The sequence below is a fragment of the Bradyrhizobium sp. Gha genome, assembly GCF_900113735.1.
Taxonomy (GTDB): Bacteria; Pseudomonadota; Alphaproteobacteria; order Rhizobiales; family Xanthobacteraceae; genus Bradyrhizobium.
In genome coordinates, this window is sequence record NZ_FOQM01000001.1 from 143,465 (window position 1) to 167,865 (window position 24,401).

The window sequence follows — 24,401 nt, forward strand, 5'->3', positions numbered from 1 at the left end:
CGCACGATTACTCCTCCCACGTCCACACGGGCAGCGCACGGCCGATCACCGCGGAGGCCGGCACGAATCCAAAATACCTGCCATCGAGAGAGTCGTCCGATTGCCAGTTCATCAGAAACAGCTCGCCGTCGCCGACGACGCGGCAGCCCTGCCATTTCGGCAGTGGCCGGCCGCGTCCGTCGCGGTCTCTTGCCTCACCCACCGCAACATTATCGACGGAAATCGTGAGCCCGCTTCTGCAGACCGTCTGCCCTGGCAGCGCCAGGATCCGCTTCAGCATGGGGACGCCGACCGGCAGATACCCGTTCAAATCGAGGAAGGTCGCCAGCGGCTCCGGCGGCTGCACGGCGACAAGCTCGGTGACATGGAAGTGCCTGGCCGGTCGTAAGCTGTATAGACCGATCGGCACGCTCGCGGATGCGTTCCAGATGTAAAGAGGAAGCGGCTCCAGCACGATCGTCGCGATGAGTGCAGCAGCGACCCCAATCGTCACGGCCAGCATCATTGGGCGGCCCGTCATCGCATCACCTTTTGGCGATGAAGCCAGGCCTGATGGCGCGCTTTCGTATACGGGCGCGGGTTTTCGTTGACGGACAGGCGGTTATGAACGTGATGCCAATGATCAGGCGCGACATCAGCTGGATCGATGCCCAGCGCCTCAACGGCATCGATCATTTGCAGCACTCGTTCGACCTTCGGCCAGCCGGAGAGACGCAGCAAAATCTCTCCACCGGGTGTCACATAAGGGACGGTCGAGCAGCGCTGTCCCGGAGCGACTGCGCGCAAGATGTCGATCCGCGAAATGATCGTGCCAAAGTCGTTGGAGGTCCATCGGACGAAGGCAAACATGCTGCCGGGCGCAAATGACAGGACACGCCGGTGACGATCGATCTTCCGTTCCTCGACAACGCGACCGAAACGAACGCGGTTTTCGATCCGCTTCTCGAGCCACAACACTTCCACTTCCGTGAGATCGCTCATGCGGCGGCACCCCGACGCTGGAGCTGGCGGCCGTGAGCTTGGGGCTCGGTCGAGAGTATGTTTGGACTGCAAAGGCAGGCTGGCCTGTCCGACTGCCGTTGCCGAGCGCCGCCAACGCGGCTTGTGGTCTGGTCCGTTAGAAGAAATCCGAAGGATTTCTGGTTAGTAAAGTTAGAGCAGCTGAAAAGCGCGGAGAAACAGGCTCTTAAGTCCGATACCGGTCCCCGATAGCACGAGGGTCGGGTCCCCGATAGCACGAGGGTAGCGGTCCCCGATAGCACGAGCTGATTCACAGGTTGTCCTCCGAATTTGGAATGAGACCGCGCCGGCGCAGGCGTGCCGTTAAGGGATCGACAGGCCGAGGCGCGAAGTTCAACCGCTCGGCACCGTTCGGGTCGCGTGTGAGCACGAGCTGATAACCGGGCAACGTCTGACGCTGGACGATCTGACGTACGTCGTAAGCAAAATGCTTGAGCGGCGAGACGATGCCGGACTTGGCATGAAGGTGCACAAGATCAAAACTCCAGCCGCCGTCCTGCCGACCTCCGTGCTTGCGCACAAGACGATAAAGCCAGCGCTCAAGCCCGCCCGTGAGCTCGAAATAGGCGCGGTCGATCGTCAGTACGAGCGCGTCGTCGATTACACCGGCATAAAACCAATCCGGCAGGATCAGCTCGATCCCAATTGGGCGACCATTTGCATCGGCCGTCTCCTTCCATTCGTTGATCCAGGAGAAGCGGTGTCGCCGTCGTTCCGTCGGCTGGCGGATCGACGTCAGCACGGTCGTTGACTGAAGTCTGTCGAGACCAGCCTTCAGCCGGTCATAGTCACGTGCGCTGGTGCCGCGGCCCACGAACGTCAAAATCTCGTAAGGCGTTGCAGCCATCAAGCGCGACGTCTTCAATCCTGCGTCACGGGCTTCGACGATCTGCGACGCGGCCCAGATCAGAACGTCCGCATCCCAGATGGTCGCCATGCCGTGTTCCGGCACCGCTTCGACACGAATTGCGATCGCACCCGCGCGGAAATCGATCGGCACGATCCGCTTAGTCTTTGCAAGCGAGAAGAACGGATAGGCCATCAGATCCTGCGCGTCGCGCGGCGCAAGATCGCCTGGAAGCGCTCGAAAGAGCTCAAGCTGGTCGCGCTCGGAATGGTGTTTGCGCCGCATGGTCACTGCTCTCACGCGGCAATCAGCGACGTTCCTGGCCTGCATAAGGACGCAGCGCCGGATGCTTCTTGGCCGGCAGCACGGTCCCCTTGCCGGGATCGGAGGTCGATGTTTTGGCGCCCCGGTCGGCCCATGCTTTCAGGTCATCGACGGCGTAAACGACCCGTCCGCCAATCTTCCGATATATCGGTCCCGTCCCGTATGTGCGGTGCTTCTCCAGCGTGCGACCGGACAGGCCAAGATAACGCGCGGCCTCCGGTGTACGCAGGAAGCGCGGGGGAAGACCGGCCATCGGATCGGGCATTTGAGAACTCCAGGAGGACAGCGCACTACGCTTGGCTAGGCCGGCGTGTGTGCGGTCATCATGGAGGAGCAGGATCTCGGAGGGGGATGCCGAATATGGAGGGTACGGTTTTCGGCACCCCTTGGGGACTGCGCTATTCGTCCCTGCGCCCGGGCCGCAGGAGTTTGCGGTAACCACCGCGCATCAATGCGAGGCCGCCTTGCACCAAGCGAACCGTTCGATTGCGCAGATCATGGGTTTTCCAGGCACGATCGGGGATTCGCTTTTTTCCGAACAGCGCTTCGGCGATAACGCGATAACTGCCGCCGGCGCTATGCGCATCGAGCGCGCGGATCGCGGCGCTCAGACGTTCGCGCCGCTGTATGGATAGTGTGTGAAATGCCGGCCCTGGCGCGCGTCCATTCATCGCGCGCCACAGCCGGCGGGCTGCATACGCACGCGCGTCGAAATCGCCGTCAAACGGCAGTTCGGCCGCATATGACGCGCCGAGCACCGGCGGCTCTTTGGACCAAACACGGTGATCTACCGCACCGATACGCAGCACGGCATGCCAGCCGTCGACAGCGCGGCGCACCTCGCCAGCTGTAAGGTCGATCAGTGGCTGAGACGGCGCCCTGCCGTCGTCGGCCATTGCGACCTTGACCGGAACGACCGCCGCTAAAACCTCAGGCGCCCAAAAGATCGTCTGCTCGTCGAAGGACCTCTGCAGGTCATGGGCGAAAGCAGAGGCCCCACCTCCTCCTGAACTCTGGTGTCACTTCGCCGTTCGGACTGTTGGCAATCATCACCTCGTACTCGCGTCGATAGTCCGCGTTACGGCGAAGACATTCCCAGGCGATGTCGGTGATTTCAGCTTCTTGTAGGCTCTTGTAGGATTCCGGCGACCGCCAGTCGAATTCAGGCATTGCTTCCGCCCCATTGCACGCTGCTAACAACGATTGCGTCGCAATAGGTATGAACGAGGCGGTTGTAGGAAGACCCTAGTTTGGCACCACGTGGTGCACCGGAATGACCACCGGTTAGCAGAAGAAAATAGTTCTGCCCGCAAGAGACCAGCCGGTAATCTTGTTCTATTTCGAGCCGGTGCCGCGTAGTAGGTGGCCCTGCTCAGTCACCCATTTGGCGCGCGCGAGATGACTCTGATATGCGCTTCGCGCACGGTCCGGCTCTCGCACCGGATCGATATGCAGCACCAATCGAGCGACTTCCATCCAGTCAGCCCCTTCGCTATCGGCCTGCAGAAGGCGCATGTACGTCACCACATGCTGCTCATCGTAGACAGTGAGAATTTGATCTGCAGGCGCAGCGTCGGCGACGTCTGGGTCGAGCGGCGGCTTCCTCATAAGACTCCACGCCTTAGTTTAGACAATTTCTAACACGCGGGCAGCAAGGAGCAGAAGCGCCAAAATCTTCGCGGGAGCCGTCCGGATAGCGTTTTGTCGAGAATACTCCGTGGTGAAATACTCTTCAAGGACATGCCCTCTCGCGTATGGATATACGCGAGATACTTGCAATCAATTTGCGGAAGCTCCGGCAGGCCCGTGGTCTGTCACAGGAGGAATTGGCTCATCGTGCTGAAATTGACCGCACTTATATCAGCGCACTTGAGCGAAGCGTTTATGCGGCTGGTATCGACGTTGTCGATCGGCTCGCGCGCAGCCTGGGTGTCGAGGCCTCCGACCTGCTCACCCGCCCGCCCACAAGCACCAAGAAAAAGACTCGGGGGCAGGCCGACTGATTGATGTCGAGCCGCTCGATCGGGCGGCCGGTGCGCGCTTACTGATGCCTGGAAGAATGAGAAGCCCCGCCCGGCGGACCGGACGGGGCTTGGTGGAGTGGCCCTACTCGCCAGTCTTGCGCGCCCGCGACCAGAGCAGGGTGTAACCTTCGCCGCCTTCGTCGTCGAACAGGTTCGCGTAGATCGGCGCGTTGAAGGAGGGATCGTCGAGCTTGAGCGAGAGGTAGTCGCGGCCCTCTTCGGAGCGCTTCGACCAAGCGGCCCCGATCTCGGCTCGGCCCACGTAGATCCGGTGGCTCGGAGCGTTCTCACTGGATCGGGTGGTCTCGGCGACGATGCGGACGCCCTTGGCCTTCAGGCTCAGGGTCACGATCTCGCCCTGGAATTCGTTCCCGACCTTCTTGAAAGAACCGATGTTAGCCATGTCACTTCTCCTGTTGTGTTTCGAGCCCGCGACCACCGCGGCCTCGATGGCGATCTAGGGCCGAGGACGATCGGCGACGCACCCGCTCGGGCCGGAGCGTAGCGGAGGACGCCGTTGTGGCGACTTTCTTGTCTCGCGAGGAATGGGCGAAGCCCAGGGGAAGAAAGTTGCATCAACGGCGTTGCGGTTCAGACGATCGAGGCGAAGCCGGTCTTCGGCCAGATCAAGCCATCAACGAGGCCACGTGCGTCCGCGTGCTGAACCACAATCTTACGGAGAAGCGTGACTATCTCGGTTTTGATGAACAAGAGGTGGGTACGATTCAGCGCGGAAAGAGAAACAATCTCCTGCAAAGGGCGGCATCGTCTCCCAAGAACCGATCGAGATAAGATCGCTCTGCCGCGGCTGCGTGGGCCAAACCGCATGTCGGCAGCTTGATCGAGGGGTTCCGAGCAGGACGAGCTCTCCGCGCTCAGGTTTCGATCATCTCGCGCTCACCGCGCCGATCTAACGCACACCTGTCCGACGATGAAAGCGGAAAAGGTCGTCCCCTCGGGCCGTGTGGCCGCAAGAACTGGTTAGGACGGGTTCTCCACCAACCCGGCCGGCCCGAACGGGCCGGTCTTCGCCAAAACCATCAAACGCGTCCATGACGTAACGCCAATGCAAACTGCGCCGACGCAAGCGAAGACCTCACGCCAGGCCAGTGAAGGCACTCCGATCTGGGACAGGGCGAACACCACATGATAGCCGGCGACGGCGGCGGGAACAGCGAATGCTGTCGCGATCGCGATGCGCAAGGCCGAGGACCGAGTAACTGCAAAGGCGACCTGACCAAGGACAAGCGTCAACGCGCCGCCGCCCGTTCCGAGAAGCAGCGCTCCGATGATGCCGGCACCGCTCTGAAACGCCGTCATCCCGATACTCAGTGCAACGAAAAACGGCAGGGCGTACACAGCGAGCGCAAAGATAGCCCAGCAGAACAAGCCAATGCCGAGTGTGTTGAGAACAAGCCCAATAGCGAGCATGGTGGTGGCTCCATGTGCATAGATGTACCAGTTGCGCCTTCCACCACCACCACGGCGCAACTCTGGATATGAGACCGAAACGAGGCGGAGTTGCGGCGTGAGCAATTTCGCCTCAAAGGCTTCAGTCGAGCAGACGGCGCTCACGCGCCGCCGAACATCCAGACCGGGATGCCGAGCCGCTTCGCCTTGTCTGCGAGGTTGTCCTGGATGCCCGTGCCCGGGAAGTGCAAGACGCCGATCGGCAGGAGTTCGAGCATGGCATCGTTGCGCTTGAAAGGTGCTGCCTTGGCATGTTTCGTCCAATCAGGCTTGAAGGCGATCTGAGGCACCTTGCGGATCGTCGCCCATTTGGATGCGATCAGTTCGGCACCCTTCGGGGAGCCGCCATGGAGCAAGACCATGTCGGGATGCTTGGCATGAACCTTGTCGAGACGATCCCAGATGAGGTGGTGGTCGTTGAAGTCGAGCCCTCCGGTGAGCGCGATCTTCGGCCCAGCGGGCAGCATGACCTCGGTCTCGGCCCGGCGCTTGGCCGCGATGAAGTCGCGGGAGTCGATCATCGCTGCGGTCAGCGTACGATGGTTGACCAGTGATCCCGATCGGGGGCGCCAGAATGAGCCGGTGTGAGTTTCGAAGCGCTCTATGGCCTGATCACGGAAGAGCTCCAGGCAGTTGCGGCGCTCAATCAACGTGATGCCTTCCGCCGTGATGCGTTCGAGTTCGACGGATCGAACTTCGGAACCGTCCTGCTCGCGCTGACCCTTCTGTTGTGCCTGTTCGTTGTCGTCGAGTTGGCGCCCGATGCGGTCGACGGCACGATGGAACAGGTTGACAGTCGACCAGAGCAGATCGTCGAGGTCCGGCTCGAGCCGCGTGTCGCTCAACGTGGCGACCAAGGCATCGAAGATGTCAGCGACGGCACCGGTAATGATCCTGGCCTCGGGAAGCGGCCGTGGGTCGGGCTGGTCGTCGAAGGGACGATAGCCGAAGAGTTGCAATTCGTTGAGGACGTGATCGGTCGCAGATGCGGCGTGCGGCGGTTCGATGTCATCGTGGTCGGTCATGGAGGCGATCCTTTGCCGGATCGGCCGCGACCATCGCGGCCTTCGTGGCGATCACTCAGACGGCAGGCGGAACGGGCCAGAACCCGGAGCAGAGCGGAGGGCCGAAGCGCAGCGGAGGATGGCGGAGGCCGGCTATTTTGCTTCGCGATGCAAAGCGCGCTCGCCAGATGGCTAATGTGTCTTCTCGTCGCCGGCGCGCGGCGGAAAATAGCCGGACGCAGCCATTGCCGGCCCGAGCCGCTTGCCGTCCGATCGCCCTCTAGAAGGCCGTGGTCGCGTCCTCTTCCGGCAGTGGCCGCACCGCGACCGACCTGTCGACGCCCATCGAATTGCCAGGGCTATTCCGCGGTTGCCATCGACGAATGCAGGAAACGGACGACGTCCTCCGGTACGAGTTGAAGTAGCAACGCTGCTCGGAGGGCCTCGAGGCCGAAGATGTGCAGATCTTCGTTGAAGTCGCCCAGCCGGGGCGACAATGCGATCGCTTCAATGCCAGCGGCTTCTGCGCGCTGGGTGAGAATGGCCTGTACGGCATCTCCGGCGGCATCTGCGTCGCGGGCGATATAGAGTCGGCGTAGGCCAGACGGCAGCAACATAGCTGAGAGGTGATTGGCCGAGAGAGCAGCGGTCATGGGCAAGGTCGGCAGTACATAACGCAGCGACAGCATGGTCTCGATCCCCTCGCCCGCAGCGAGCACGTCGTCCACCACGCCGAAGCGAACGGCGTTACCAAGCAGGTCGCCCATGGCCCGTCGTGGCGTGTCGATCGGGGCCTTGCCGAGCCGCACGCGATCAAAGCCGTGTGGATCTAGCCAGGTGCGATGTACGCCGGTGATCCGTCCCTCGAGGTCCGTGACAGAACCTATCATCGCCGGCCAGGTTTCAGTCGGCAAATGCTCGTCCGGTCGGTAGTAGCAACGTGGGTGGAAGCGGAGGCTGCCACCATGGTGGATGCGGGCTATTCCGCGACGCTGCAAGTACGTTTCCACCAACGTCCCTTCGATCGGACCGGATATCGCAAAAAGTCGACGGGCGGCTTCTTGCGATCCGGCCGGCACGACTGGACGAACGGGTCTCGGGAGTGATTGCTCCTCAGAACGAGGCAGCTTCAGAAAGCGCCTCGCCTCCTCAGCGACCTCGCGAAAGTCTCGCAACGCCAGACTTTCGCGGATGATGTCGAGGAGATCACCATGTGCGCCGGTTGCGGCATCGGTCCACTTGCCGGCAGGCCCCTTCGGCGATTCGTGCAGCCGCACAAACAACGAGCGTCCCGGGGTGTTGTGAACGTCGCCGACCACCCAGTATCGCCCCGCCCGTTTGCCATGGGAGAGATAGTGTCGGCACACCGCCTCGGCCTCGCGCGCGAGACGGCGTGCCAGTTCGCAGGCGTCGCGTGACATCACGCAGCCTCCCGCTCACTGATGCGCGCCACCGGATAGGTGTCGAGCACCTTCGAGAGGATCGCGACGCCGCTTGCGTCCGTGGGCACGAACATGCGCAGCTTCCAGGAGATGATCTCCCCGAAGAAGCCGTTAGCCCGGAGACGATCGCGCATCGTGTCGTTAAAGCCCGACAGTTCGATGCGGTATGCGCCCATCACCCGAACGCGGCGAAGTTGGAGCCCGTCCGTAAGCTCGAGGACGGTGCGTCCCTCCATCAGCGCGGCAAAGGCAGCGTCCGGCGCCAACGTAGCCGCGTCCGCTGCCAGGACGTTTGCGACCCATCCAGCAGAAACCTTGCGGCCGATGATGCGCTCGCCTTTGTCGGTCTGAAGCCGATAGACGCGGGTCGACTCATTCGGCAGCCGCTTCCAGATCGGGAGAAGCAAGCCCGCCACGACATGAATCGTGCTTTCGGTGAACTCTGGGATCTCAGCAAGCTCCGCCCGCCAGGCCGCGGCAAAGCGTTCACGGTCCACCTCGGCCCAATGGCTCTCCGCCATCATGGTCGAGGGGACGGTGTGCTGCTCCATCGGCCGGATCAGGCGTACGCGCCCCTCGATCTCGCCGTCATCGAGCATGACGCTCGCCGCCGGGACCTGCACGGCGGCTCGTCCCGAGCGCTCATTGACCAGCAGGACAGCATGACGATCGGAAAGACGAGCAAGAGCGTCATCCAGACCCACAGGATAATTGCGCTGACGTTGGGCGATCGTGATCAGCCGGGTCTCGGCGCCAGTACCCGGATGGACATGGACCGTCCGCCGGCCGGTGACAACAAAGCTCTCGGCACGGAGCGTTTCCAGCCCGACGTCGTAGGTGCCGGATGCGACCGCGCCCTCGATCCGAGTGGTCAGCAGCTGCTCGAAGGCAGTGAAGAGGACGTTTTGTAGCTCGATGGTGAGCGCCAACAACCTGTTAAGGAAGGTCGTGATCGGCGGCAGGTCATCCCTGAGCCCATTGGCATCTGTCAGCTTCAGGCCGGTCGCATCCTCGAACCTCCCCAGCGAGCAGCCGTCCACCTTGCCTCGGGCGAGCAGCGTGTAGAGTTGACGCAAGGCATCACGGCCGTACTGGCTTTCGAGGTTGTCCTCGGGCCGGAACAGGCCCTGCCCTCCGGTCTGGCGCTGGCCGCGTGTGATGGCCCCCAGGTGTCGAGCCGGCGGGCAATGGTGCTGAGAAAGCGCTTTTCGGCTTTCACATCAGTCGCGATCGGCCGGAATAGCGGTGGCTGCGCCTGGTTGGTCCGGTTGGTCCGGCCAAGGCCCTGAATCGCGGCGTCTGCCTTCCAGCCGGGCTCGAGCAGGTAATGGACCCTCAACCGGCGATTCCGGGCCGACAGTTCGGCATGATAGCTCCTCCCCGTGCCGCCGGCGTCGGAGAACACGAGGATGCGCTTGACGTCATCCATGAAGGCCGAGGTCTCCGCGAGGTTGGCCGAGCCCGCGCGATTTTCGACCACTAGCCGGTCCCCCTTGCGAACGATGCGGCGCGAGCGGCCGGTGACCTCGGCGACCAAGTCCGCGCCGAAGCGCTGCACGATCTGATCGAGCGCGCCGGGTACCGGCGGCAGCGAGGCGAGCTTCTCGATGAGGCGGTCGCGACGTGCGACGGCTTCCCGGCTCTCGACCGGCTGGCCGTCCCGATAGACAGGCCGGGAGCAGAGGTTGCCTTCTGAGTCGCTAAAAGGCTCGTAGAGCTGGACCGGGAAGGAATGGGCGAGATAGTCGAGGACATACTCGCGCGGGGTGATGTCGACCTGGACGTCGCCCCATTCTTCAGTCGGGATCTCGGACAGCCGGCGCTCCATCAGCGCTTCGCCCGTCGACACGATCTGGATCACGGCGGCATGGCCGGCCTCGAGATCGCGCTCGATCGAGCGGATCAGCGATGGCGTCTTCATCGAGGTCAGGAGATGACCGAAGAAGCGCTGTTTTGCGCCTTCGAAGGCGGAGTGCGCCGCGGATTTTGCCTGCCCGTTCAGCGTTCCGGTCTCGCCGGTAATGTTGGCCGCTCGCATCGCGGCGTCGAGATTGTTGTGAATGATGCTGAACGCATCGGCATAGGCGTCATATATGCGAACCTGCTCCGGCGTAAGCTGGTGCTCAACGAGATCATACTCGACGCCCTCGTAAGAGAGCGAGCGAGCCGCGTAGAGGCCGAGCGCCTTGAGGTCGCGCGCCAGCACCTCCATGGCCGCGACCCCACCCTCCTCGATCGCTTCGACGAACTCGGCTCGCGTAGCGAACGGGAAGTCGGAGCCGCCCCAAAGACCGAGGCGTTGGGCATAAGCGAGGTTGTGGACCGTGGTGGCGCCGGTCGCCGACACATAAACCACGCGAGCATTCGGCAGGGCGTGCTGGAGCCGAAGGCCCGCACGCCCCTGCTGGGAGGCCGCCTGATCGCCGCGCTCGCCCTTGCCCCCGACCGCGTTCTGCATGGCGTGGCTCTCGTCGAAGACGATCACTCCGTCGAAATCGGAGCCCAACCATTCAACGATCTGCCTGACACGCGAAAGCTTTTCACCACGTTCGTCGGTGCGCAGCGTGGCATAGGTGGTAAATAGGACGCCTTCCGCGAGCCGAACCGGCGTGCCCTGCCGGAAACGCGATAGCGGCGTGACCAGCAGCCGCTCCATGCCGAGCGCGGACCAGTCGCGCTGCGCGTCCTCGATCAGCTTATCGGATTTGCTGACCCAGATCGCGCGGCGGCGGCCCTTGAGCCAGTTGTCGATCAGGATACCGGCGACCTGCCGCCCCTTGCCCGCGCCGGTGCCATCGCCCAAGAACCAGCCCCGGCGAAAGCGTACGGCGTTCTCGGCGTCGTCGCGCGCGGCGGCCACGACGTCGAAGGTCGCATCCACTGTCCAGGAGCCTCCGAGAAACTCGGAATGCGCTTCGCCGGCATAGATGATGCTCTCAAGCTGGGCGTCCGACAGAACTCCATCTGCCGCGATACACGAAGGCAAATGTGGGCGGTAGGACGGCTTCGGCGGCGCAACGGACGCCATTGCCGCGGACTGCACGAGCTTGGTCGGATGTGCGCACGATCCGGGAATACGGATCGACTGCAATCCGTATTCCTCATAAAGCGAGTCGGTAAGTCGCGCGCCTTCTGGCGGCGACCATTCGACCGTCTCGTAGATCAGTTCTGTGCCTTCAGGCGCTACGCCGCTCGAAGCGGACGATGGGCGTGGCGCGGAGAAGCCGGCCGATCGTGATATTGGAGGGCGCTTGATGGCGTGGACCGCGACTGGCGTGGCGACTGGCAACCTCTGAGGCACATGCTGGGTCACCCAATCAAGCAAGGTGGCGACATTGTCCGTCACGCCCAGTGAAGTGGGAAAGACCTTCGGATCTGCGGCGGGCAGCTTGTCGATCACGAGCAGCCGTGTGTCGATCTGTGTTCCGTGCTTGGCGTAAACAGCACCGTCGATCGCAGTGGAAAACACCACCCGCCCGCGTTCCTGCAATCGAACAAAGGCATCTGCCCATGCGGGATTATCCGGGGCAAGGCTGGCTCCGGTAATGGCGACCAGCCGCCCACCGTCGCAAAGGCGCGCCAGGGCTGAAGCGACGTGCCGGATAGCTGCGTCCGCCATCCGTCGATCGACATTCGCCAGCGCCGAGAAGGGCGGGTTCATCAGGACGACGGTAGGTCTGACACTCGCATCGAGGTGGTCATCGATTTGGGCGGCGTCGAACCGCGTGACCTCAACCTTGGTGAACAGTTGGTCGAGCAGCTGCGAGCGAGCCTCCGCCAACTCGTTCAGCATTAGAGCGCCGCCGGCGAGCTCAGCAAAGATGGCAAGTAAACCGGTTCCCGCGGAGGGCTCGAGCACGCGATCAGCCGGCGTAATGCCGGCTGCGGTAGATGCAGCCAGCCCAAACGGAATCGGCGTCGAGAATTGCTGAAGCGCCTGACTGTCCTCGGAGCGCCGCGTATGCGTCGGCAGAAGACTGGCGACTCTCGCGAGCATCGGGAGCATGGCGGCCGTCGAGCCAGCCTTGGCGCGCATGGCCGGGCCGAACTTGCGAAGGAACAGAACGGTTGCCGCCTCGCAGACGTCATAGGCGGTCTTCCAGTTCCAGGCGCCGGCCGCGTCCGAGGCCCGGAAGGCAGCCTCCATGGCGCTACGCAGAACGGCGGCATCGATGCGACGGCCGCGTTCGAGATCGGTCAGCAGCTGTCGGGCGGCCCGGACGGCGGCAGAGGTGAGATTTGCAGCGGCACGCATCGAGAGCGGCGCCGCGGCTGCGCCGGTGAGAGATTCGGTCATGGCAGGATTTCTCAGGAGAACAGTAAGGGACGAACCGCCCGGCGCTCTCCTTAAGACCACGGCGATTCAAACCCCTCCCGGCCTGTCTCTCCCTCTCGGCCGCCGCCAATAAAAAGGGACCGGTGCTCAGCGCCGGTCCCCAAACGACTGCCGGACGGCCGCGGCCATCCTGCTCTCTCCTATCATTCAGCCGCGTCGAGCTCTTGCGGATCGTCGTCGCCGGCGCTCTCCCGATCCTCGTCGTCGGCAAGGAATTCGGGCAGCGAGCCCGCTTCGCCCCCCTGCCGCACTGGCGCCGCATCCAGATCGACGAGTCGCAGCGGCTCCGGCAACCAGCCCGAGCCATCCAGAAGACGCTCTGCCTCCTTGGCCATGTCGGCCTTCTTCAGATGGTCGATCAGTTGAGCCGACGACTCGCCCTTGGCTTCCCGCACCGCCTCCAGAATGCGCGGCTTGGTGACACGGCCGAGATAGTTGTCGACGGAGGGCTTCCACCCTGCCTGAACCATGTCGAGCCCGACCGCGCGCGCCAGCACATCGGCTTGGTCGAGACGCGCGCGGACGCCGTGGGCTGAGACGCGAGCCTGATTGTAGCGATTGGCCGGCTCATAGACGGCATTGACTGCAAATGACGCGCAGTGGGCGAACAGCAATGCCTGTGCACCGCCATCGAGAGCCGTCAGCGCATCCCAAAGATCGTTCTCGCTCTTCGGCAACCGCACCTTCCAGGCCTCATGCCGCGCCTCGACAGCCTTGGCTGAGACGCTTTCTCTCAGCCCCGGAGCTTGAGCTGGAAAGTTCGGCGTGCGAAGGCTGATCTCAAGACAGCTCCCGGATGACGCGAACCGATAGAAGGCCGTCAGCACGAAATTGTGCAGCACCGCCTGGAACGCGACCGCGGGATTTTCTGCCAGCGCATCGCGCAATGCCAGCGTCCGATGCGCCGTCAGCTCGGTGATCAGCCGATCCGGCAGAGGCTTGGCCGCGTCTTCATCATCATCCTCGGCATCGGGAGCACTACCTGCGACCGCGATGACCGTGCGCTGGACGGAAGGGCCCTCCTCTTGACTTTCGCTCGACGACACGTCGGCGTCCTGCCCGACATCAGGATCACTTGCCTGCACCTCGTCCTCTGGCCGGACGTAACCCCGATCCACGGCGAGGCGTCCTTCGGAATCGATGCTGATGAAGACACCTGCTCGGGCGATCTCCGTCGGATCGTAGAGCATTGGCCGGTCTTCGAATGCCGCCAGTGCCGCCTCGATTTCGCCGAGACGCTGATCGATCTCGTCGGGCAGCTCGTCGGCATCCTGATATTCGGTTTCAAGCTTGGCTTGCTCGGCGTTCAGGGCATCGATGGTGGCCTGCTCCTCAGGCGAGAGATCGACAGGCTTGCCTTCGATTTCTCGTAGGCCTTGAGTGTGACCGTAGGGGAACTCTACGGCGACTGAGATCCACTTCCAGCCTTCGGCCGCAATCGTCTCAGCTTCTGTTTTGAGCTTTTCGGTTACGAGGCGGTCGAGCAACACGACGTCCTGGAGCCAACCGCCGTCGTCGCGCTCGAATAGATCCCGCAGAACGCCGCCACCCGCGTGCTGATAGGCATCGAGGCCGACAAATTGGGCCCGACGATCGGACCCGCGCACGGTGTTCTCGGTTAGCATGCGGCGGATCTGGTATGGCTCGTCATAACCGGAACGGCTGACGTTCTCCCAGACTTGCTCCTGGCGAGCGTGATCGGTAGTGACTGAGAACGCCATGAGCTGCTCGAGCGTCATGCCATCTTCGGCATAGACCTCGTGCAATTTCGGCGAGACCGACGCCAGCCGCAGCCGCTGCTTGACGATCGCAGGGTTCACGAAGTGCCGGGCGGCAATGTCATCCTCGCTCATGCCGAGATCACGGAGGATCTGGAAGGCCCGAAACTGGTCAAGCGGATGCAGGCCGACCCGCTCATCGTTCTCCGCCACCGAATCGTCCTCGGCGATGCCCCCTTCGCGAACGACGCACGGCACCGCCTGCGCCTTCGACATCCGCTTCTGTTTCACCAGGAGCTCGAGAGCGCGATAGCGCCTGCCGCCCGCCGGCACCTCGAACATGCCGGTCTCGTTGCCATCTGCATCAACGATGGCGCGGACACTCAGACTCTGCAGAAGCGTACGCTGCGCGATGCTCTCGGCTAGCTGCTCGATCGAGACACCGGCCTTGACGCGGCGAACGTTCGACTGACTGAGCACGAGCTTGTTGAAAGGGATGTCCCGGGAAGGCGACAGCGTGATCTTTTGTACGGCTTTCGTCATTTTGGCTCTCCACGACGGGCGGCCGTGAGACTCTCTCTCGGCCTCCAACCCGTCGCGAATAGCCTCCCCTCCTCTCACTCTCGCACGGGCCAACCGTCACGCCGCCTCGTGATCGGCGACAACCGAATCCAGCGACGCGGGCTCAACTGACTCGGGTATGAAGCCGAGCAAATAGTCCGCCGCCTTGCTCGCCTGCGAGGCGGCACGCACGATGGCCCTGGCGTCTTCGCGCAGGACTTCAAGCCAGGAGCCGATATAGTCGGCATGGCGCACCGTCGGGACGATCCCGAGCGAGGCGCAGCTGAACGCGGAACTCAACTCGGCGACCAGTTCTTCGAAGGCATATTTCTTCGTACCGTAGGATCCGCTGTGGTCGCGATTGAGGCGCGAGGGATGCCCGGTCGCATGACCGAGTTCATGCAACGCCGTGCGGTGCCAGTTGATGGGTTCGAAATAGGCCTGCGGCGGCGGGACCTGAACATAGTCTTCGGCTGTTGCATAGAATGCGCGATCTCCACCGATCCGAAACGGAATGCGGCTCGCCTTGATCAGGGCGTCGACCGTGGGTTCGATCAGGCCAGGCGGCGGTGGCGGCGCAGCGGCGGCAATGCCGTCGGGCAGTTGTTCGCACTGGTCGGTGTTGAAAACGGTAAATCGTTTGAGGAATGGAATTGCCTGCGCGTCTTCGCCAGTCTCGGCGGCGCGCCGCTTTTCGTCATTCGGCACGAAACGATCCGCGTAGACAACAGTGGTGCCGCGCTCTCCCTTGCGAACGTGGCCGCCAAGCGAGAGCGCCTGGCGAAATGTAAGCCAGCTTTGCCCGGTGAATCCGTGTTCGATCACGGCTCCCCAGAGAATGAGGATATTCACGCCACTGTATTGCCGATTGGTTGACGCATTTTTCGGCATGGCCAGCGGCGCTTTCGCCGCGGCCGTACCCCAGGGCTGAACCCAGGGGACGCGCCCGGCCTCAAGCTCGGCAATGATCTTGTCGGTGATTTCGTTATAGAGGTTCGCCCGGTCCTGGCCGGCGCGCGCGCAAGCAGTAGAGAATGACATCGCGGGTCTCCGCGACGGGCACCGCGAGCCTCTCTCGCAGCTTGTAACCCGTCACGGAAAAACCAGCCTGCACTCTTACTCTCAGCCTCTAGCGCCATCTACCTGGGGCCCAGGCCCGATCAGGCGTGCGCCCAAGGGCGCATCGCCTCAACGGAAAATGGCACCCGGAGAGCGTGAGCATAGCGACCCGAAGGGGCACGCGGGTCCGAGTGCAGCGACGAGACCGGTTCAATAGTGGCACCCGGGAACGGGGCAGTGATAGCGATCGCCGCAGGCGAGCCCCTTTCCCGAGTGCCCCCGGCGAGGAGCACCAAAGCTCTAGCGCGAGGGATCGAAGCCGCAAGGCCGAGACGCTGCGCGGCTCGGTTCACGAGAGCCCGGTGCGGCCCTGGCCGCACGCGCCAAAACCTGAGCGAACGTGATGCAGGCAATGATGCGAGAACCGCCGGGCATTTTCACAGGAGTCTCACAATTGTGGAAGAGAGGCCTGTGGGCGGAGCGAAAGCGAAGACCATCGCGGACGCGGCGAAAGAGGCACCCGCAGGAGGGTCAGCATAGCGCCGACGCGTAGCGGCGGGACCCGGGACCGAGTGCAGTCGCGAGACCGGTTAAAAAGGCACCCGAGCTCGGGCAGTGATAGCGACGCCGGAATGCAATGCGGCGGGACCCGAGAGCGAGTGCCTCCGGCGAGCGACTCAATACGGATGCACGTCGCCTTGGTATCAATTTTGCTTTTGTGATATCGTCTCACGCGTGCGCATGTCTATGCACGGCGTGGGCATGTTCACTGAGCCAATTCTTTACAGAGGACGACATGGCCAAGAAAGCGAAGAAGGCAAAGAAGACCGCGAAGGCAGCTACCAAGAAGGTGGCAAAGAAGACTTCAAAGAAAAAGAAGTAGTCGTATCGGCTACTGATTTATTGCCGCCTCCGGGTCGCGACCCGGATGAAAAGCGAGACCTCCCAAAGGATATGAAGCATCCTTTGCAGCCGTTCGGTATCGCGGCACCCTAAGATAAGGCCGGACCTTTGTGCAGGTGGCTGCTGCATAAAGGTCCGGTTTTTCGTTTCTGCCCCCGCGAGGGGCGTGGTCTGCTCTAGCGCGAGGGATCGAAGCCGCGCCGAGACGCTGCGCGGCTCGGTTCACGAGAGCCCGGTGCGGCGACAGCCGCACGCGCAAACGGACAAAGAGCAACCACCTGAGCCGGAATCCCAGTCGTGTGTTAACGATGGGGAACGTCTGCGGGACTAAGCGATTCGTCTCAGCGTGGGAGAACCTTTCAATGCTGATGACCAAGCAGAGACGGCCGGCGATCCGCACCCTGCGCGGTTGGGCGATCCACGTGCTGAACGAAGCCGGCGCCATCCGCGAGTGCGAAGAGCACGGTTGGATGCAGGATCGCGCCGATCCGCATGCACGAGAGCGGGCCTTCGATATCGCGCGTCGAGACCTGCCGGAAGGCGTATCCCGTGAAGCAGCGGAGGCCGCGGTTCGCGACGTGCTGGACTCGATTGGTGATACCTGCCCTGAATGCCCTCCTGACGAGGAGGACCGGCGCTAGGCCCCGACGCCGTCTCCGACTCAGCGGCCTAGCCGTTTCTCCACGCGCTTGCGCGTGTTGCCGACCTTCTTGACGGCTTTTTTCACCGCTTGCGCCGACTTTCCGGTCTTCTTTGCCTCGTACTGCACTTCGTAGTCCTGCCCGCCAGCCACCCGCGCCCGGTCCTGTTTTCGTCCGCGCGCCGTCTTGCTCTTCTTCGCTACCGCCATCGGTGCCTCCTGTTGTGACATCGAAGCAACGCGACAAGGATTCGCAGGTTCCGGAACGATTCGAACTGTGCCAATTTGAATCGGCTGTAACGTGGAGTTCTTCAGTGGCGTTTCGCGCGTAAATGCCAGCGGCTATCGGCGTCAAGGCGCTTCTCCCCGGCTTCATCGCACCAGCCACGGCCACCTCGAGCGATAAGGTGCCGTCCATGCAGTACGCAACACGCTCCGAAGAAATGGCCCTTGAATGAGCCGGACGTCGACCCTGCCCAAGCGCCTGCAGCCAATGCTCGCTACGCTCACCGACGCGCCGTTCGACGACCCCGGCTGGGTTTTCGAGGATAAATACGATGGCTTCCGGATGATCGCGGAAATCCGGCGGGGCAAGGTTTCGCTCTATAGCCGCAACGGCAAGATCATCAGCCGCAGCTATATCGAGGTCGCCAAGGCGCTGGAGAGCGTGAAGGGCGACGCTGTGATCGACGGCGAGCTCGTTGCGATCGGAAAGGACGGCGTCTCCCATTTCCAGCTGCTTCAGAACGCGCTGCGCCATGAAGCGAAGCTCCTGTATTGCGCCTTCGATCTCATGTTTCAGGACCCAGTTGACTTGCGCAAACAGCCTCTTCTCGAGCGCAAGGCGCGGCTGAAAGCGATCTTGCCGCGTCACCGGCTGATCGCCTTCAGCCATCACCGCAAAGCGAACGGCACGAAATTCTTCGCCGAGGCCGAGCGGAAGGGTCTGGAAGGCGTCATGGCGAAGCGCGCCGACAGTGCGTATGCGTCCGGAAGCCGGACGGCGGATTGGCTGAAGATCAAGACAGCAAAGCGGCAGGAAGTGGTGATCGCGGGCTTCACGGCGCCCAAGCGCACCAGGCCGTTTTTCGGCGCCCTGGTCCTTGCCGTGCGGGAAGACGACACATGGCGCTATATCGGACATGTCGGCACTGGCTTCAGCCACAAGGTCCTGGAAGACCTCCACGCCAAGCTCGTGAAGCTGACGACCCCGAAATCACCCTTCCCTGCCAAAGTGAAGGACGAGGCCTCCACGACCTGGGTCAAGCCCTCGTTGGTCGCCGAGGTCAAATTTGCGGAGTGGACGAGTAAGGGCGAACTGCGCCAGCCCGTCTACCTTGGACTCAGGTCCGACAAGCGGGCGAAGGAGGTCGTGCGCGAGCGAGAACGTCGGCGCAAGTAGAGCTTCCGTTCGGCGAAAGCCGGCAAAAAGGATCGAGGCACTCGCCTCCTCCGGTGTGAATTCCCTCCGCGGTGACACTCAGTCCCCTCCAAGCTCGTGGATTTCCGGTCGCATGCCGTCAGGTGTGAGTTCGAGCGTCGCAAGCGTGATCGGCAACTTGAAACGCCGGGGTCCCGCGCTGCCGGGATTCACATACAGAACGCCGCCCACCGTGTCGATCTTCGGCACGTGGGAATGCCCCGAGACAATGACATCGATGCGGCCGCCGGGATCGACCTTCAGCGTCTTCAGGTCGTGCAGAACGTAGATCGACTTTCCTGCCAAGCGCACAAGGTTCGTGTCGGGGTAGTCGCGGGCCCACTCGCCACTGTCCACGTTTCCACGAATGGCCGTGACGGGCGCGATCCGGCGAAGCGCGTCGACGATCTCGGGGCGCCCGATGTCGCCGGCATGGATGATGTGATCGACGCCCGTCAGGCCTCGTTCCGCCTCGGGCCTCAACAGGCCGTGTGTGTCCGAAATGATTCCAATCCTGAAGATCATTTACCGGCGCTCTCAACCACGATTGCCAAAAGACGATCGAGAAACTCAACCTGAGCGGACAGCATCTTGGTCCGCGCGAGCTCGATATCAAACCATTCCGCCCGGTCGACTTCGGGAAAACTCTGCCGTCGACCGCTTCGGGGCGGCCATTCGATATCGAATGTATTACTGATCAGCGCCACCGGATCAAAGTGGCCCTCGCCGGCGAATGCGATGACGCGCTTGCCTCCTCGCTGTCGGACTTCCCCAAGCGGCTGGAGTGGACCAATCGAAGCGCTCGGGCCGAGCTCTTCGGCAAACTCGCGTCGAGCGACATGCTCCGGAGCATCATTGGCATCGATTTCACCCTTTGGGATGGACCAGGCGCCATCATCCTTCTTACGCCAAAACGGACCGCCGGGATGAACGAGCAGAACCTCGAGCCCACGAGCGCCCTTGCGGTATGCGAGAATGCCCGCGCTCGAGGTCAATCTCCTGGAAGTCTTTTTCACTGCAGCCATATCGCTCCTATTTTGCAGAGCAATCGAGATCCGGCGAGCCGTCGTCCCACCATACCGGACTGCGCTCACCGAGCGCCTGCTTAGCCTCGTCCACGGTCCTATGCACCGTTACTTCGGCCTCGCGGTCGGCCGCCTTCCTGGCGCGCGCACCGACCCGCCGGGGCGCCATTAGACGGCCGACAAGATGATCTTGCGTGACCTCGTCGAGATGGGATTTGCCATTCGCCAGAGCCTGCCGCGAAAGACGAAGTATGGCCGTCCGGTGTCACCGGATGCTTCACGACACCTAAGCCGACTTCCGCTGCGGCTTGGCCGCCGGCTTCTTCGCCCCGGTCTCCTTCGCCGGCTTCTTGCCTGCGATCGGCATCAGCATTTCCTTCTGCCCGGCGGCTGCCTTGCGCGGCTTCTTGGCTGTCTTCTTCGGCGCCTCCGCCGCTGCCGCCCCCTCTCGTCCGATGCTCTTACGCAGCGCATCCATCAGATCCACGACGTTCTCACCTCGAGGACGGGCTTTCGCGGTGATGGGTTTGCCGGCGCGCTTCTGATTGATGAGATCGATGAGCGCGGTTTCGTACTGGTCTTCGAACTTGTCCGGCTCGAAATGGCCCGCCTTCTGATTGACGATGTGCTTGGCGAGATCGAGCATGTCCTTGGTGACTTTGACGTCCTGAATGTCATCGAAATATTCATCCGCGGAACGGACTTCGTAGGGGTAGCGCAACAGCGTTCCCATCAGCCCCTTGTCCAGAGGCTCTAGCGCGATGATGTGCTCGCGATTGGTCAGCACCACGCGGCCGATTGCGACCTTGTTCATCTCGCGGATGGTTTCCCTGATAACGGCGAAGGCATCGTGCCCGACTTTGCCATCCGGCGTCAGGTAGTAGGGGCGGATCAGGTAGCGCGGATCGATCTCGCTGCGGTCGACAAACTCGTCGATCTCGATGGTTCGCGTCGATTCCAGCGCGACGTTCTCGAGCTCCTCCTTCGTCACCTCGATGAAAGTGTCGGTGTCGACCTTGTAGCCCTTGACGATATCCTCGTTGTCGACCTCCTCGCCGGTATCTGCGTCCACCTTGGCGTACTTGATGCGGTGGCCGGTCTTTCGGTTGAGCTGGTTGAATGAGACCTTTTCGGATTCCGAGGTGGCCGGATAGAGCGCGACCGGACAGGTGACGAGGGAAAGACGCAAGAAGCCTTTCCAGTTAGCGCGGGGGGCCATGCCGAGGGAACTCCGATACCGATACCGGATTCAAGACGAACGAACCCGCTTGGTTCCGACATCGCAGTCCGTGCCAAGGGAGGATTTTTCTCAGCAGCTGCCTGGTCGGACTCGACATTTGTTCTTGTTATGTTCTAATTCGGGCATGACCGACCGACCAGCGAGCTGGCGCATGCCGACCCCGAAGCAGATGGAAAAACTAGCCGCCGAGGCCGACCGCAGCCGAGCGCCGTCCGCTACGGGTCCGGATGCCTCCCTCCCGGCCGAATATTGGGAATCGGTGCTCAAAGATCCTCGCGCCGGCGCGAGCGGGACCCATGCCCGAGAGCGACGCCTCTCGGAAATTAAGGCCCACGTGCTCCGTGTCTCCTGCCGCCGCTGCGAGCGAACCGTGGAAATCCAGACCGCCGATGCCGTCCGCTTGTATGGCGCGAACGCAGTCTGGAAGGACGTGGCGCAGCGATTGCTCGACAACACCTGTCAGCAGCGCACCGGCAGGCATGAAGAAGACGGGTGCTGGCCAGCGTTCGAGACGCCGTAGTCACTCTGGATTTGCCGATCCGATCTCTTGCGCCTGGATGTCCGGATGGCCCCGAAGTATCACCCCACGCCGCTGTCGGGCGGCGATCGCAAGGCTCTGGCGAAAGAGCTCGGCAAGGCACGCGCGATGGCTAACATCCTGGCTACCCAATCGGCGGAGATGCGGGCCAAGGGCGAGGCGATGATCCAGCAAGCCGACAGGTTGCTTTGCGAAAGCTGGAACGAGCGGATGTGGAGTGATGGCGAACCGATCGATCCGTCGCCGACCATCGATCAGGCCGTGAATGGAGGCTTCCCCTGGCTTGAGATCAGGTGCGCGCGCTGTAAGACGCCGAGCGAAGTGGACCTCGCGGCGATGAAGCATCCGCCGACCACCTTCGTGCACGATCTCGCCAGCCGGCTGCGCTGCCGCAAATGCGCCAAGGCGGGCCGGCGTCCGTCCGCGACTCTGCTACAGTTGACGTGGCAGCCGCGCCACCCTCGAACCGAATCCTGACCGATGTGCAATCTTTATTCGATCACGACCAACCAGGCTGCCATCAGCGCGCTGTTTCGTGTGGTGAACCGATATGTTGGAAATCTGGCGCCGATGCCGGGGGTTTTTCCCGACTACAAGGCACCGATCGTGCGCAACGGAGCCGAGGGCCGCGAACTCACTACTGCGCGATGGGGAATGCCATCGTCGTCAAAAGCGCTGATGGACGCCACGAAGAAACGAGCCGAGAAGCTTCAGGCCAAAGGCAAGACGGTCGATTTCAAGGAATTGCTCAGATTGGAGCCGGACGGCGGCACGACCAACATCCGCAATGTGAAGAGCAAACACTGGGCGCGCTGGCTCGGCGTCGAGAACCGTTGCGTGGTGCCATTCAATTCCTTCAGCGAATTCAACAAGGCCGAGGGCGGTGATATCTGGTTCGGGCTCGATGAGACCCGTCCCCTCGCCTGCTTCGCCGGCATCTGGACCAACTGGACGTCCGTCCGGAAGGTCAAGGAAGGCGAGACGACCAACGACCTCTACGCGTTCCTCACGACGGAGCCGAACACCGAGGTCGGCGCCATCCACCCCAAGGCTATGCCCGTGATCCTGACGACGCCGGACGAGGTCGAGACCTGGATGACGGCTCCTCCGGACGAGGCTCTGAAGCTGCAGCGGCCGCTTGCCGACGGAATGCTCCAGATCGTCGCCCGCGGCCTCAAGGAAGATACGGCTGGGTCAGCGTAAAGCCACCGCATTGCCTTCAGCCGCAACGATCCCACGCGTGTCAATGCTCGTTGCTGGCCTCCGGGGCAGCGGAAAGCAGCCACGCTTTCGGCGCGCTTGGGGGATAGAGTGAAAGCTCACGCCACTTTGTTGGCAACCCTGCCTCGTCGAGCGCGCAAGCGCTATTAGGCTGGGAACGGGCCGATCTAGCCTCGGCCGGTTGGTAGACTCTTTTGAAATAACGACTGCGCGGCACGATATTCCTGTTCGGTCACTACCGATAAATCATCCGATGGTGGATACGTCCCGAGAGGGAGTCGAAGCCGATACACTGGTCCCATCGAATGACCCGGCGCGATCCCCCGCGATCAACGGACGCTCTTGACCTGATGCGCCTGGGCGCGGCGAGGTATCTTAAGCGGCTGGACAGCTAGGTCGGTTCCCCCGAGGCGCCACGCGTGACTGACCGGCGTCCATGATGTATCAGGCAGCCACAGCCGCGAGTTTTTGAAGGGCGAGAGATGTCCAGTCGCTATTTTTTTCACATCCGGCATGGCGAGCACGGGGAACGCGTATCGATCGACGACGAGGGTACGGAATTCGCGTCAGCGCGCGAGGCCGATGACTACGGCGCGCGCGTTGCCTGTGACATCAGCATGGATGATTTTCACTATGGCGATGCCGAGGTATCCGTCGTGGATGCCTCCGGCAACGAGATCGCGCGTCACCCGTTCTACCCGAAACTGAATAGCTGACCCCCGAACTATCGGGCTAAGGGATCTCCAAAGCTCTCTTCATCCGTATTTCTTCTCCGTCTCACGCTGGATGGTGCCTGAAAGCGCTTTGGCGTTCACGATGACTTCCTCGAAATAGTCCTCGTCGATGTCGAGCTCATCGTCGATTTCGCCGCGCGCCTTGCGGCCCGCCTTGTCGAGATAAAGCTGATTGATCCGGCCGCCGTTGTGGATGATCAAATCGCGCGAGGCCTTCATTTCGACGTAAGTCGCGATGACGTCCGGCTTGAGTTGGATCGAAAGCACCTCTGCCGCTTTCGCGAGATACTCCGACGGCTTCCCGAACATCAGATCCTGGCAGCGCAGGGCGATGAACACTTCCAGCAAATCGTCGCGGTCCTCGTGCTTGAGGTAGAGGTCCAGCGGGATGCCTGACTTCCCTCCGATGATGGCGAGCTTTTCTGGATACTGTTTGACGGCCTCGAACATGCAATCCTGTATGAATGCTTCGACGCGCGAGATGATGGATATGATGTTGGTGTCGTAGATTCCGCGGCCGTGCTGCGCCAGGAACAGCGCTCCAACGTCCTCATCGCGCCGCCTGCTGCTCACTGTCCGGTCTTTCTTCGGGACCGGATACTCCTTTTTCGCTTTTGACTTGCTGCCGATGAGCGCATCCCCCTTTTCCTTGAGCAAGGGGCGCATAAGCGTCGTGAAAATCCACGCATCGTTCAAAAAGCGGAAAAGCCTGATGTGATGCCGGTAGATGGCTTCCGAGACCCTGTTCTTACGTGCCACGGGTGACCTCCAAAAAGGCGGAGTGTACGAGGGGGGCCGCAAGAGTTCCAAGCTCGAAAAGCGCTGAAATCGGCCGTTTTCCAAAACTGTCTTGGCTTACGCTCGCAATTGCCGCG

The 24,401-nt window shown here is 62.2% G+C and carries 27 protein-coding genes and 1 pseudogene; 9 read left to right on the forward strand and 19 right to left on the reverse strand.

Going from position 1 to position 24,401, the window contains the following annotated elements:
• Positions 1-7 precede the first annotated feature (7 nt).
• Both BM222_RS00780 and BM222_RS00785 read right to left on the reverse strand, forming a co-directional pair.
• Positions 8-520, reverse strand: coding sequence for a S26 family signal peptidase (locus tag BM222_RS00780; protein ID WP_092226307.1), 513 nt, complete (start codon positions 518-520; stop codon positions 8-10).
• Positions 517-936: a DUF2840 domain-containing protein gene (locus tag BM222_RS00785; RefSeq protein ID WP_244546992.1), complete on the reverse strand. Its 420-nt coding sequence runs from the start codon at positions 934-936 to the stop codon at positions 517-519. Before BM222_RS00785 ends, BM222_RS00780 begins: the two co-directional genes overlap by 4 nt.
• Between BM222_RS00785 and BM222_RS41805 the strand changes: the two genes are divergently transcribed.
• Positions 880-1,017, forward strand: a complete 138-nt coding sequence (locus BM222_RS41805) for a hypothetical protein (protein WP_244546998.1) — start codon at positions 880-882, stop codon at positions 1,015-1,017. The two genes, BM222_RS00785 and BM222_RS41805, sit on opposite strands and share 57 nt — an antisense overlap.
• 253 nt (positions 1,018-1,270) lie before the next feature.
• Here BM222_RS41805 and BM222_RS00790 read toward each other — a convergent pair whose 3' ends face one another.
• The 5 genes from BM222_RS00790 to BM222_RS00810 form a co-directional block, all read right to left on the reverse strand.
• The gene (locus tag BM222_RS00790; protein WP_092226312.1) at positions 1,271-2,152 is read right to left on the reverse strand and encodes a replication initiator protein A; all 882 of its coding nucleotides are present in this window, start codon (positions 2,150-2,152) and stop codon (positions 1,271-1,273) included.
• A 22-nt stretch (positions 2,153-2,174) separates the two neighbouring features.
• A complete protein-coding gene (locus tag BM222_RS00795; protein WP_027562534.1) occupies positions 2,175-2,456 on the reverse strand; it encodes a helix-turn-helix transcriptional regulator in 282 nt (93 codons plus the stop codon).
• Between the two features lie 133 nt (positions 2,457-2,589).
• Positions 2,590-3,087, reverse strand: coding sequence for a DUF2285 domain-containing protein (locus BM222_RS00800; RefSeq protein ID WP_092226314.1), 498 nt, complete (start codon positions 3,085-3,087; stop codon positions 2,590-2,592).
• Positions 3,088-3,166: 79 nt separating this feature from the next.
• Positions 3,167-3,361, reverse strand: coding sequence for a transcriptional regulator domain-containing protein (locus BM222_RS00805; protein WP_092226316.1), 195 nt, complete (start codon positions 3,359-3,361; stop codon positions 3,167-3,169).
• Positions 3,362-3,526: 165 nt separating this feature from the next.
• The gene (locus BM222_RS00810) at positions 3,527-3,799 is read right to left on the reverse strand and encodes a DUF2285 domain-containing protein (RefSeq protein WP_092226318.1); all 273 of its coding nucleotides are present in this window, start codon (positions 3,797-3,799) and stop codon (positions 3,527-3,529) included.
• A 146-nt stretch (positions 3,800-3,945) separates the two neighbouring features.
• Between BM222_RS00810 and BM222_RS00815 the strand changes: the two genes are divergently transcribed.
• On the forward strand, positions 3,946-4,194 hold the full coding sequence (locus BM222_RS00815) for a helix-turn-helix domain-containing protein (RefSeq protein ID WP_092226320.1): 249 nt from the start codon (positions 3,946-3,948) through the stop codon (positions 4,192-4,194).
• Between the two features lie 103 nt (positions 4,195-4,297).
• Here BM222_RS00815 and BM222_RS00820 read toward each other — a convergent pair whose 3' ends face one another.
• The 7 genes and pseudogenes from BM222_RS00820 to BM222_RS00850 all read right to left on the reverse strand — a co-directional run bounded on the left by BM222_RS00820 (position 4,298) and on the right by BM222_RS00850 (position 15,787).
• Entirely contained in the window at positions 4,298-4,618 is a 321-nt protein-coding gene (locus BM222_RS00820) for a DUF736 domain-containing protein (protein WP_092226322.1), read from the reverse strand.
• Positions 4,619-5,196: 578 nt separating this feature from the next.
• Positions 5,197-5,790 (reverse strand): hypothetical protein, encoded by a 594-nt coding sequence (locus tag BM222_RS00825; protein ID WP_349509840.1) that lies wholly within the window; start codon positions 5,788-5,790, stop codon positions 5,197-5,199.
• Positions 5,787-6,710, reverse strand: coding sequence for a DUF2493 domain-containing protein (locus tag BM222_RS00830; RefSeq protein WP_092226326.1), 924 nt, complete (start codon positions 6,708-6,710; stop codon positions 5,787-5,789). The genes BM222_RS00825 and BM222_RS00830 overlap by 4 nt, the downstream gene beginning before the upstream one ends.
• Positions 6,711-7,048: 338 nt before the next feature.
• The gene (locus BM222_RS00835) at positions 7,049-8,110 is read right to left on the reverse strand and encodes a DUF7146 domain-containing protein (RefSeq protein WP_092226328.1); all 1,062 of its coding nucleotides are present in this window, start codon (positions 8,108-8,110) and stop codon (positions 7,049-7,051) included.
• Positions 8,110-12,428: pseudogene (locus tag BM222_RS00840) on the reverse strand (strawberry notch-like NTP hydrolase domain-containing protein). The gene BM222_RS00835 and the pseudogene BM222_RS00840 overlap by 1 nt, the downstream one beginning before the upstream one ends.
• Positions 12,429-12,610: 182 nt before the next feature.
• Positions 12,611-14,728, reverse strand: a complete 2,118-nt coding sequence (locus tag BM222_RS40790) for a ParB/RepB/Spo0J family partition protein (protein ID WP_092226330.1) — start codon at positions 14,726-14,728, stop codon at positions 12,611-12,613.
• Positions 14,729-14,824: 96 nt separating this feature from the next.
• Positions 14,825-15,787 (reverse strand): ArdC family protein, encoded by a 963-nt coding sequence (locus tag BM222_RS00850; RefSeq protein WP_092226332.1) that lies wholly within the window; start codon positions 15,785-15,787, stop codon positions 14,825-14,827.
• A 759-nt stretch (positions 15,788-16,546) separates the two neighbouring features.
• On the opposite strand from BM222_RS00850, the gene BM222_RS40795 reads away from it, so the two are divergent.
• On the forward strand, positions 16,547-16,801 hold the full coding sequence (locus BM222_RS40795) for a hypothetical protein (protein ID WP_177242935.1): 255 nt from the start codon (positions 16,547-16,549) through the stop codon (positions 16,799-16,801).
• Positions 16,802-17,070: 269 nt separating this feature from the next.
• On the forward strand, positions 17,071-17,349 hold the full coding sequence (locus BM222_RS00855; RefSeq protein WP_092226334.1) for a hypothetical protein: 279 nt from the start codon (positions 17,071-17,073) through the stop codon (positions 17,347-17,349).
• Between the two features lie 20 nt (positions 17,350-17,369).
• Here the strand turns inward: BM222_RS00855 and BM222_RS00860 are convergent, their stop codons facing one another.
• On the reverse strand, positions 17,370-17,558 hold the full coding sequence (locus tag BM222_RS00860) for a DUF3606 domain-containing protein (RefSeq protein ID WP_092226336.1): 189 nt from the start codon (positions 17,556-17,558) through the stop codon (positions 17,370-17,372).
• 244 nt (positions 17,559-17,802) lie between these two features.
• Between BM222_RS00860 and ligD the strand changes: the two genes are divergently transcribed.
• Positions 17,803-18,750: a non-homologous end-joining DNA ligase gene (gene ligD, locus BM222_RS00865; protein ID WP_092226338.1), complete on the forward strand. Its 948-nt coding sequence runs from the start codon at positions 17,803-17,805 to the stop codon at positions 18,748-18,750.
• A 78-nt stretch (positions 18,751-18,828) separates the two neighbouring features.
• Here ligD and BM222_RS00870 read toward each other — a convergent pair whose 3' ends face one another.
• The 3 genes from BM222_RS00870 to ku form a co-directional block, all read right to left on the reverse strand.
• Positions 18,829-19,293: a metallophosphoesterase family protein gene (locus tag BM222_RS00870; RefSeq protein ID WP_092226340.1), complete on the reverse strand. Its 465-nt coding sequence runs from the start codon at positions 19,291-19,293 to the stop codon at positions 18,829-18,831.
• Positions 19,290-19,793: an NUDIX hydrolase gene (locus BM222_RS00875; RefSeq protein ID WP_092226342.1), complete on the reverse strand. Its 504-nt coding sequence runs from the start codon at positions 19,791-19,793 to the stop codon at positions 19,290-19,292. The genes BM222_RS00870 and BM222_RS00875 overlap by 4 nt, the downstream gene beginning before the upstream one ends.
• 286 nt (positions 19,794-20,079) lie before the next feature.
• Positions 20,080-21,012 (reverse strand): non-homologous end joining protein Ku, encoded by a 933-nt coding sequence (gene ku, locus BM222_RS00885; protein WP_092226344.1) that lies wholly within the window; start codon positions 21,010-21,012, stop codon positions 20,080-20,082.
• A gap of 145 nt (positions 21,013-21,157) precedes the next feature.
• Here ku and BM222_RS00890 point away from each other — a divergent pair, with 145 nt between their 5' ends.
• The 4 genes from BM222_RS00890 (at position 21,158) to BM222_RS00905 (ending at position 23,508) form a co-directional block, all read left to right on the forward strand.
• On the forward strand, positions 21,158-21,553 hold the full coding sequence (locus tag BM222_RS00890) for a hypothetical protein (protein ID WP_177242936.1): 396 nt from the start codon (positions 21,158-21,160) through the stop codon (positions 21,551-21,553).
• 45 nt (positions 21,554-21,598) lie between these two features.
• Positions 21,599-22,048: a hypothetical protein gene (locus BM222_RS00895; RefSeq protein WP_092226346.1), complete on the forward strand. Its 450-nt coding sequence runs from the start codon at positions 21,599-21,601 to the stop codon at positions 22,046-22,048.
• 3 nt (positions 22,049-22,051) lie between these two features.
• A complete protein-coding gene (locus BM222_RS00900) occupies positions 22,052-22,774 on the forward strand; it encodes an SOS response-associated peptidase (protein ID WP_092226348.1) in 723 nt (240 codons plus the stop codon).
• A 500-nt stretch (positions 22,775-23,274) separates the two neighbouring features.
• Positions 23,275-23,508 (forward strand): DUF6894 family protein, encoded by a 234-nt coding sequence (locus BM222_RS00905; RefSeq protein WP_092226350.1) that lies wholly within the window; start codon positions 23,275-23,277, stop codon positions 23,506-23,508.
• A gap of 39 nt (positions 23,509-23,547) precedes the next feature.
• On the opposite strand, the gene BM222_RS39755 is transcribed toward BM222_RS00905, so the two are convergent.
• Positions 23,548-24,336, reverse strand: a complete 789-nt coding sequence (locus tag BM222_RS39755; protein WP_143105882.1) for a hypothetical protein — start codon at positions 24,334-24,336, stop codon at positions 23,548-23,550.
• Positions 24,337-24,401: the final 65 nt, after the last annotated feature.

What these genes read in the sequence shown, in the direction of transcription:
- BM222_RS00780 (WP_092226307.1), bottom strand. Translation starts at nt 520, where the DNA reads ATGACGGGCCGCCCAATGATGCTGGCCGTGACGATTGGGGTCGCTGCT.
- BM222_RS00790 (WP_092226312.1), bottom strand. Translation starts at nt 2,152, where the DNA reads ATGCGGCGCAAACACCATTCCGAGCGCGACCAGCTTGAGCTCTTTCGA.
- BM222_RS00795 (WP_027562534.1), bottom strand. Translation starts at nt 2,456, where the DNA reads ATGCCCGATCCGATGGCCGGTCTTCCCCCGCGCTTCCTGCGTACACCG.
- BM222_RS00800 (WP_092226314.1), bottom strand. Translation starts at nt 3,087, where the DNA reads ATGGCCGACGACGGCAGGGCGCCGTCTCAGCCACTGATCGACCTTACA.
- BM222_RS00805 (WP_092226316.1), bottom strand. Translation starts at nt 3,361, where the DNA reads ATGCCTGAATTCGACTGGCGGTCGCCGGAATCCTACAAGAGCCTACAA.
- BM222_RS00810 (WP_092226318.1), bottom strand. Translation starts at nt 3,799, where the DNA reads ATGAGGAAGCCGCCGCTCGACCCAGACGTCGCCGACGCTGCGCCTGCA.
- BM222_RS00815 (WP_092226320.1), top strand. Translation starts at nt 3,946, where the DNA reads ATGGATATACGCGAGATACTTGCAATCAATTTGCGGAAGCTCCGGCAG.
- BM222_RS00820 (WP_092226322.1), bottom strand. Translation starts at nt 4,618, where the DNA reads ATGGCTAACATCGGTTCTTTCAAGAAGGTCGGGAACGAATTCCAGGGC.
- BM222_RS00830 (WP_092226326.1), bottom strand. Translation starts at nt 6,710, where the DNA reads ATGACCGACCACGATGACATCGAACCGCCGCACGCCGCATCTGCGACC.
- BM222_RS00835 (WP_092226328.1), bottom strand. Translation starts at nt 8,110, where the DNA reads ATGTCACGCGACGCCTGCGAACTGGCACGCCGTCTCGCGCGCGAGGCC.
- BM222_RS40790 (WP_092226330.1), bottom strand. Translation starts at nt 14,728, where the DNA reads ATGACGAAAGCCGTACAAAAGATCACGCTGTCGCCTTCCCGGGACATC.
- BM222_RS00850 (WP_092226332.1), bottom strand. Translation starts at nt 15,787, where the DNA reads ATGTCATTCTCTACTGCTTGCGCGCGCGCCGGCCAGGACCGGGCGAAC.
- BM222_RS40795 (WP_177242935.1), top strand. Translation starts at nt 16,547, where the DNA reads ATGTCTATGCACGGCGTGGGCATGTTCACTGAGCCAATTCTTTACAGA.
- BM222_RS00855 (WP_092226334.1), top strand. Translation starts at nt 17,071, where the DNA reads ATGCTGATGACCAAGCAGAGACGGCCGGCGATCCGCACCCTGCGCGGT.
- BM222_RS00860 (WP_092226336.1), bottom strand. Translation starts at nt 17,558, where the DNA reads ATGGCGGTAGCGAAGAAGAGCAAGACGGCGCGCGGACGAAAACAGGAC.
- ligD (WP_092226338.1), top strand. Translation starts at nt 17,803, where the DNA reads ATGAGCCGGACGTCGACCCTGCCCAAGCGCCTGCAGCCAATGCTCGCT.
- BM222_RS00870 (WP_092226340.1), bottom strand. Translation starts at nt 19,293, where the DNA reads ATGATCTTCAGGATTGGAATCATTTCGGACACACACGGCCTGTTGAGG.
- BM222_RS00875 (WP_092226342.1), bottom strand. Translation starts at nt 19,793, where the DNA reads ATGGCTGCAGTGAAAAAGACTTCCAGGAGATTGACCTCGAGCGCGGGC.
- ku (WP_092226344.1), bottom strand. Translation starts at nt 21,012, where the DNA reads ATGGCCCCCCGCGCTAACTGGAAAGGCTTCTTGCGTCTTTCCCTCGTC.
- BM222_RS00890 (WP_177242936.1), top strand. Translation starts at nt 21,158, where the DNA reads ATGACCGACCGACCAGCGAGCTGGCGCATGCCGACCCCGAAGCAGATG.
- BM222_RS00895 (WP_092226346.1), top strand. Translation starts at nt 21,599, where the DNA reads ATGGCCCCGAAGTATCACCCCACGCCGCTGTCGGGCGGCGATCGCAAG.
- BM222_RS00900 (WP_092226348.1), top strand. Translation starts at nt 22,052, where the DNA reads ATGTGCAATCTTTATTCGATCACGACCAACCAGGCTGCCATCAGCGCG.
- BM222_RS00905 (WP_092226350.1), top strand. Translation starts at nt 23,275, where the DNA reads ATGTCCAGTCGCTATTTTTTTCACATCCGGCATGGCGAGCACGGGGAA.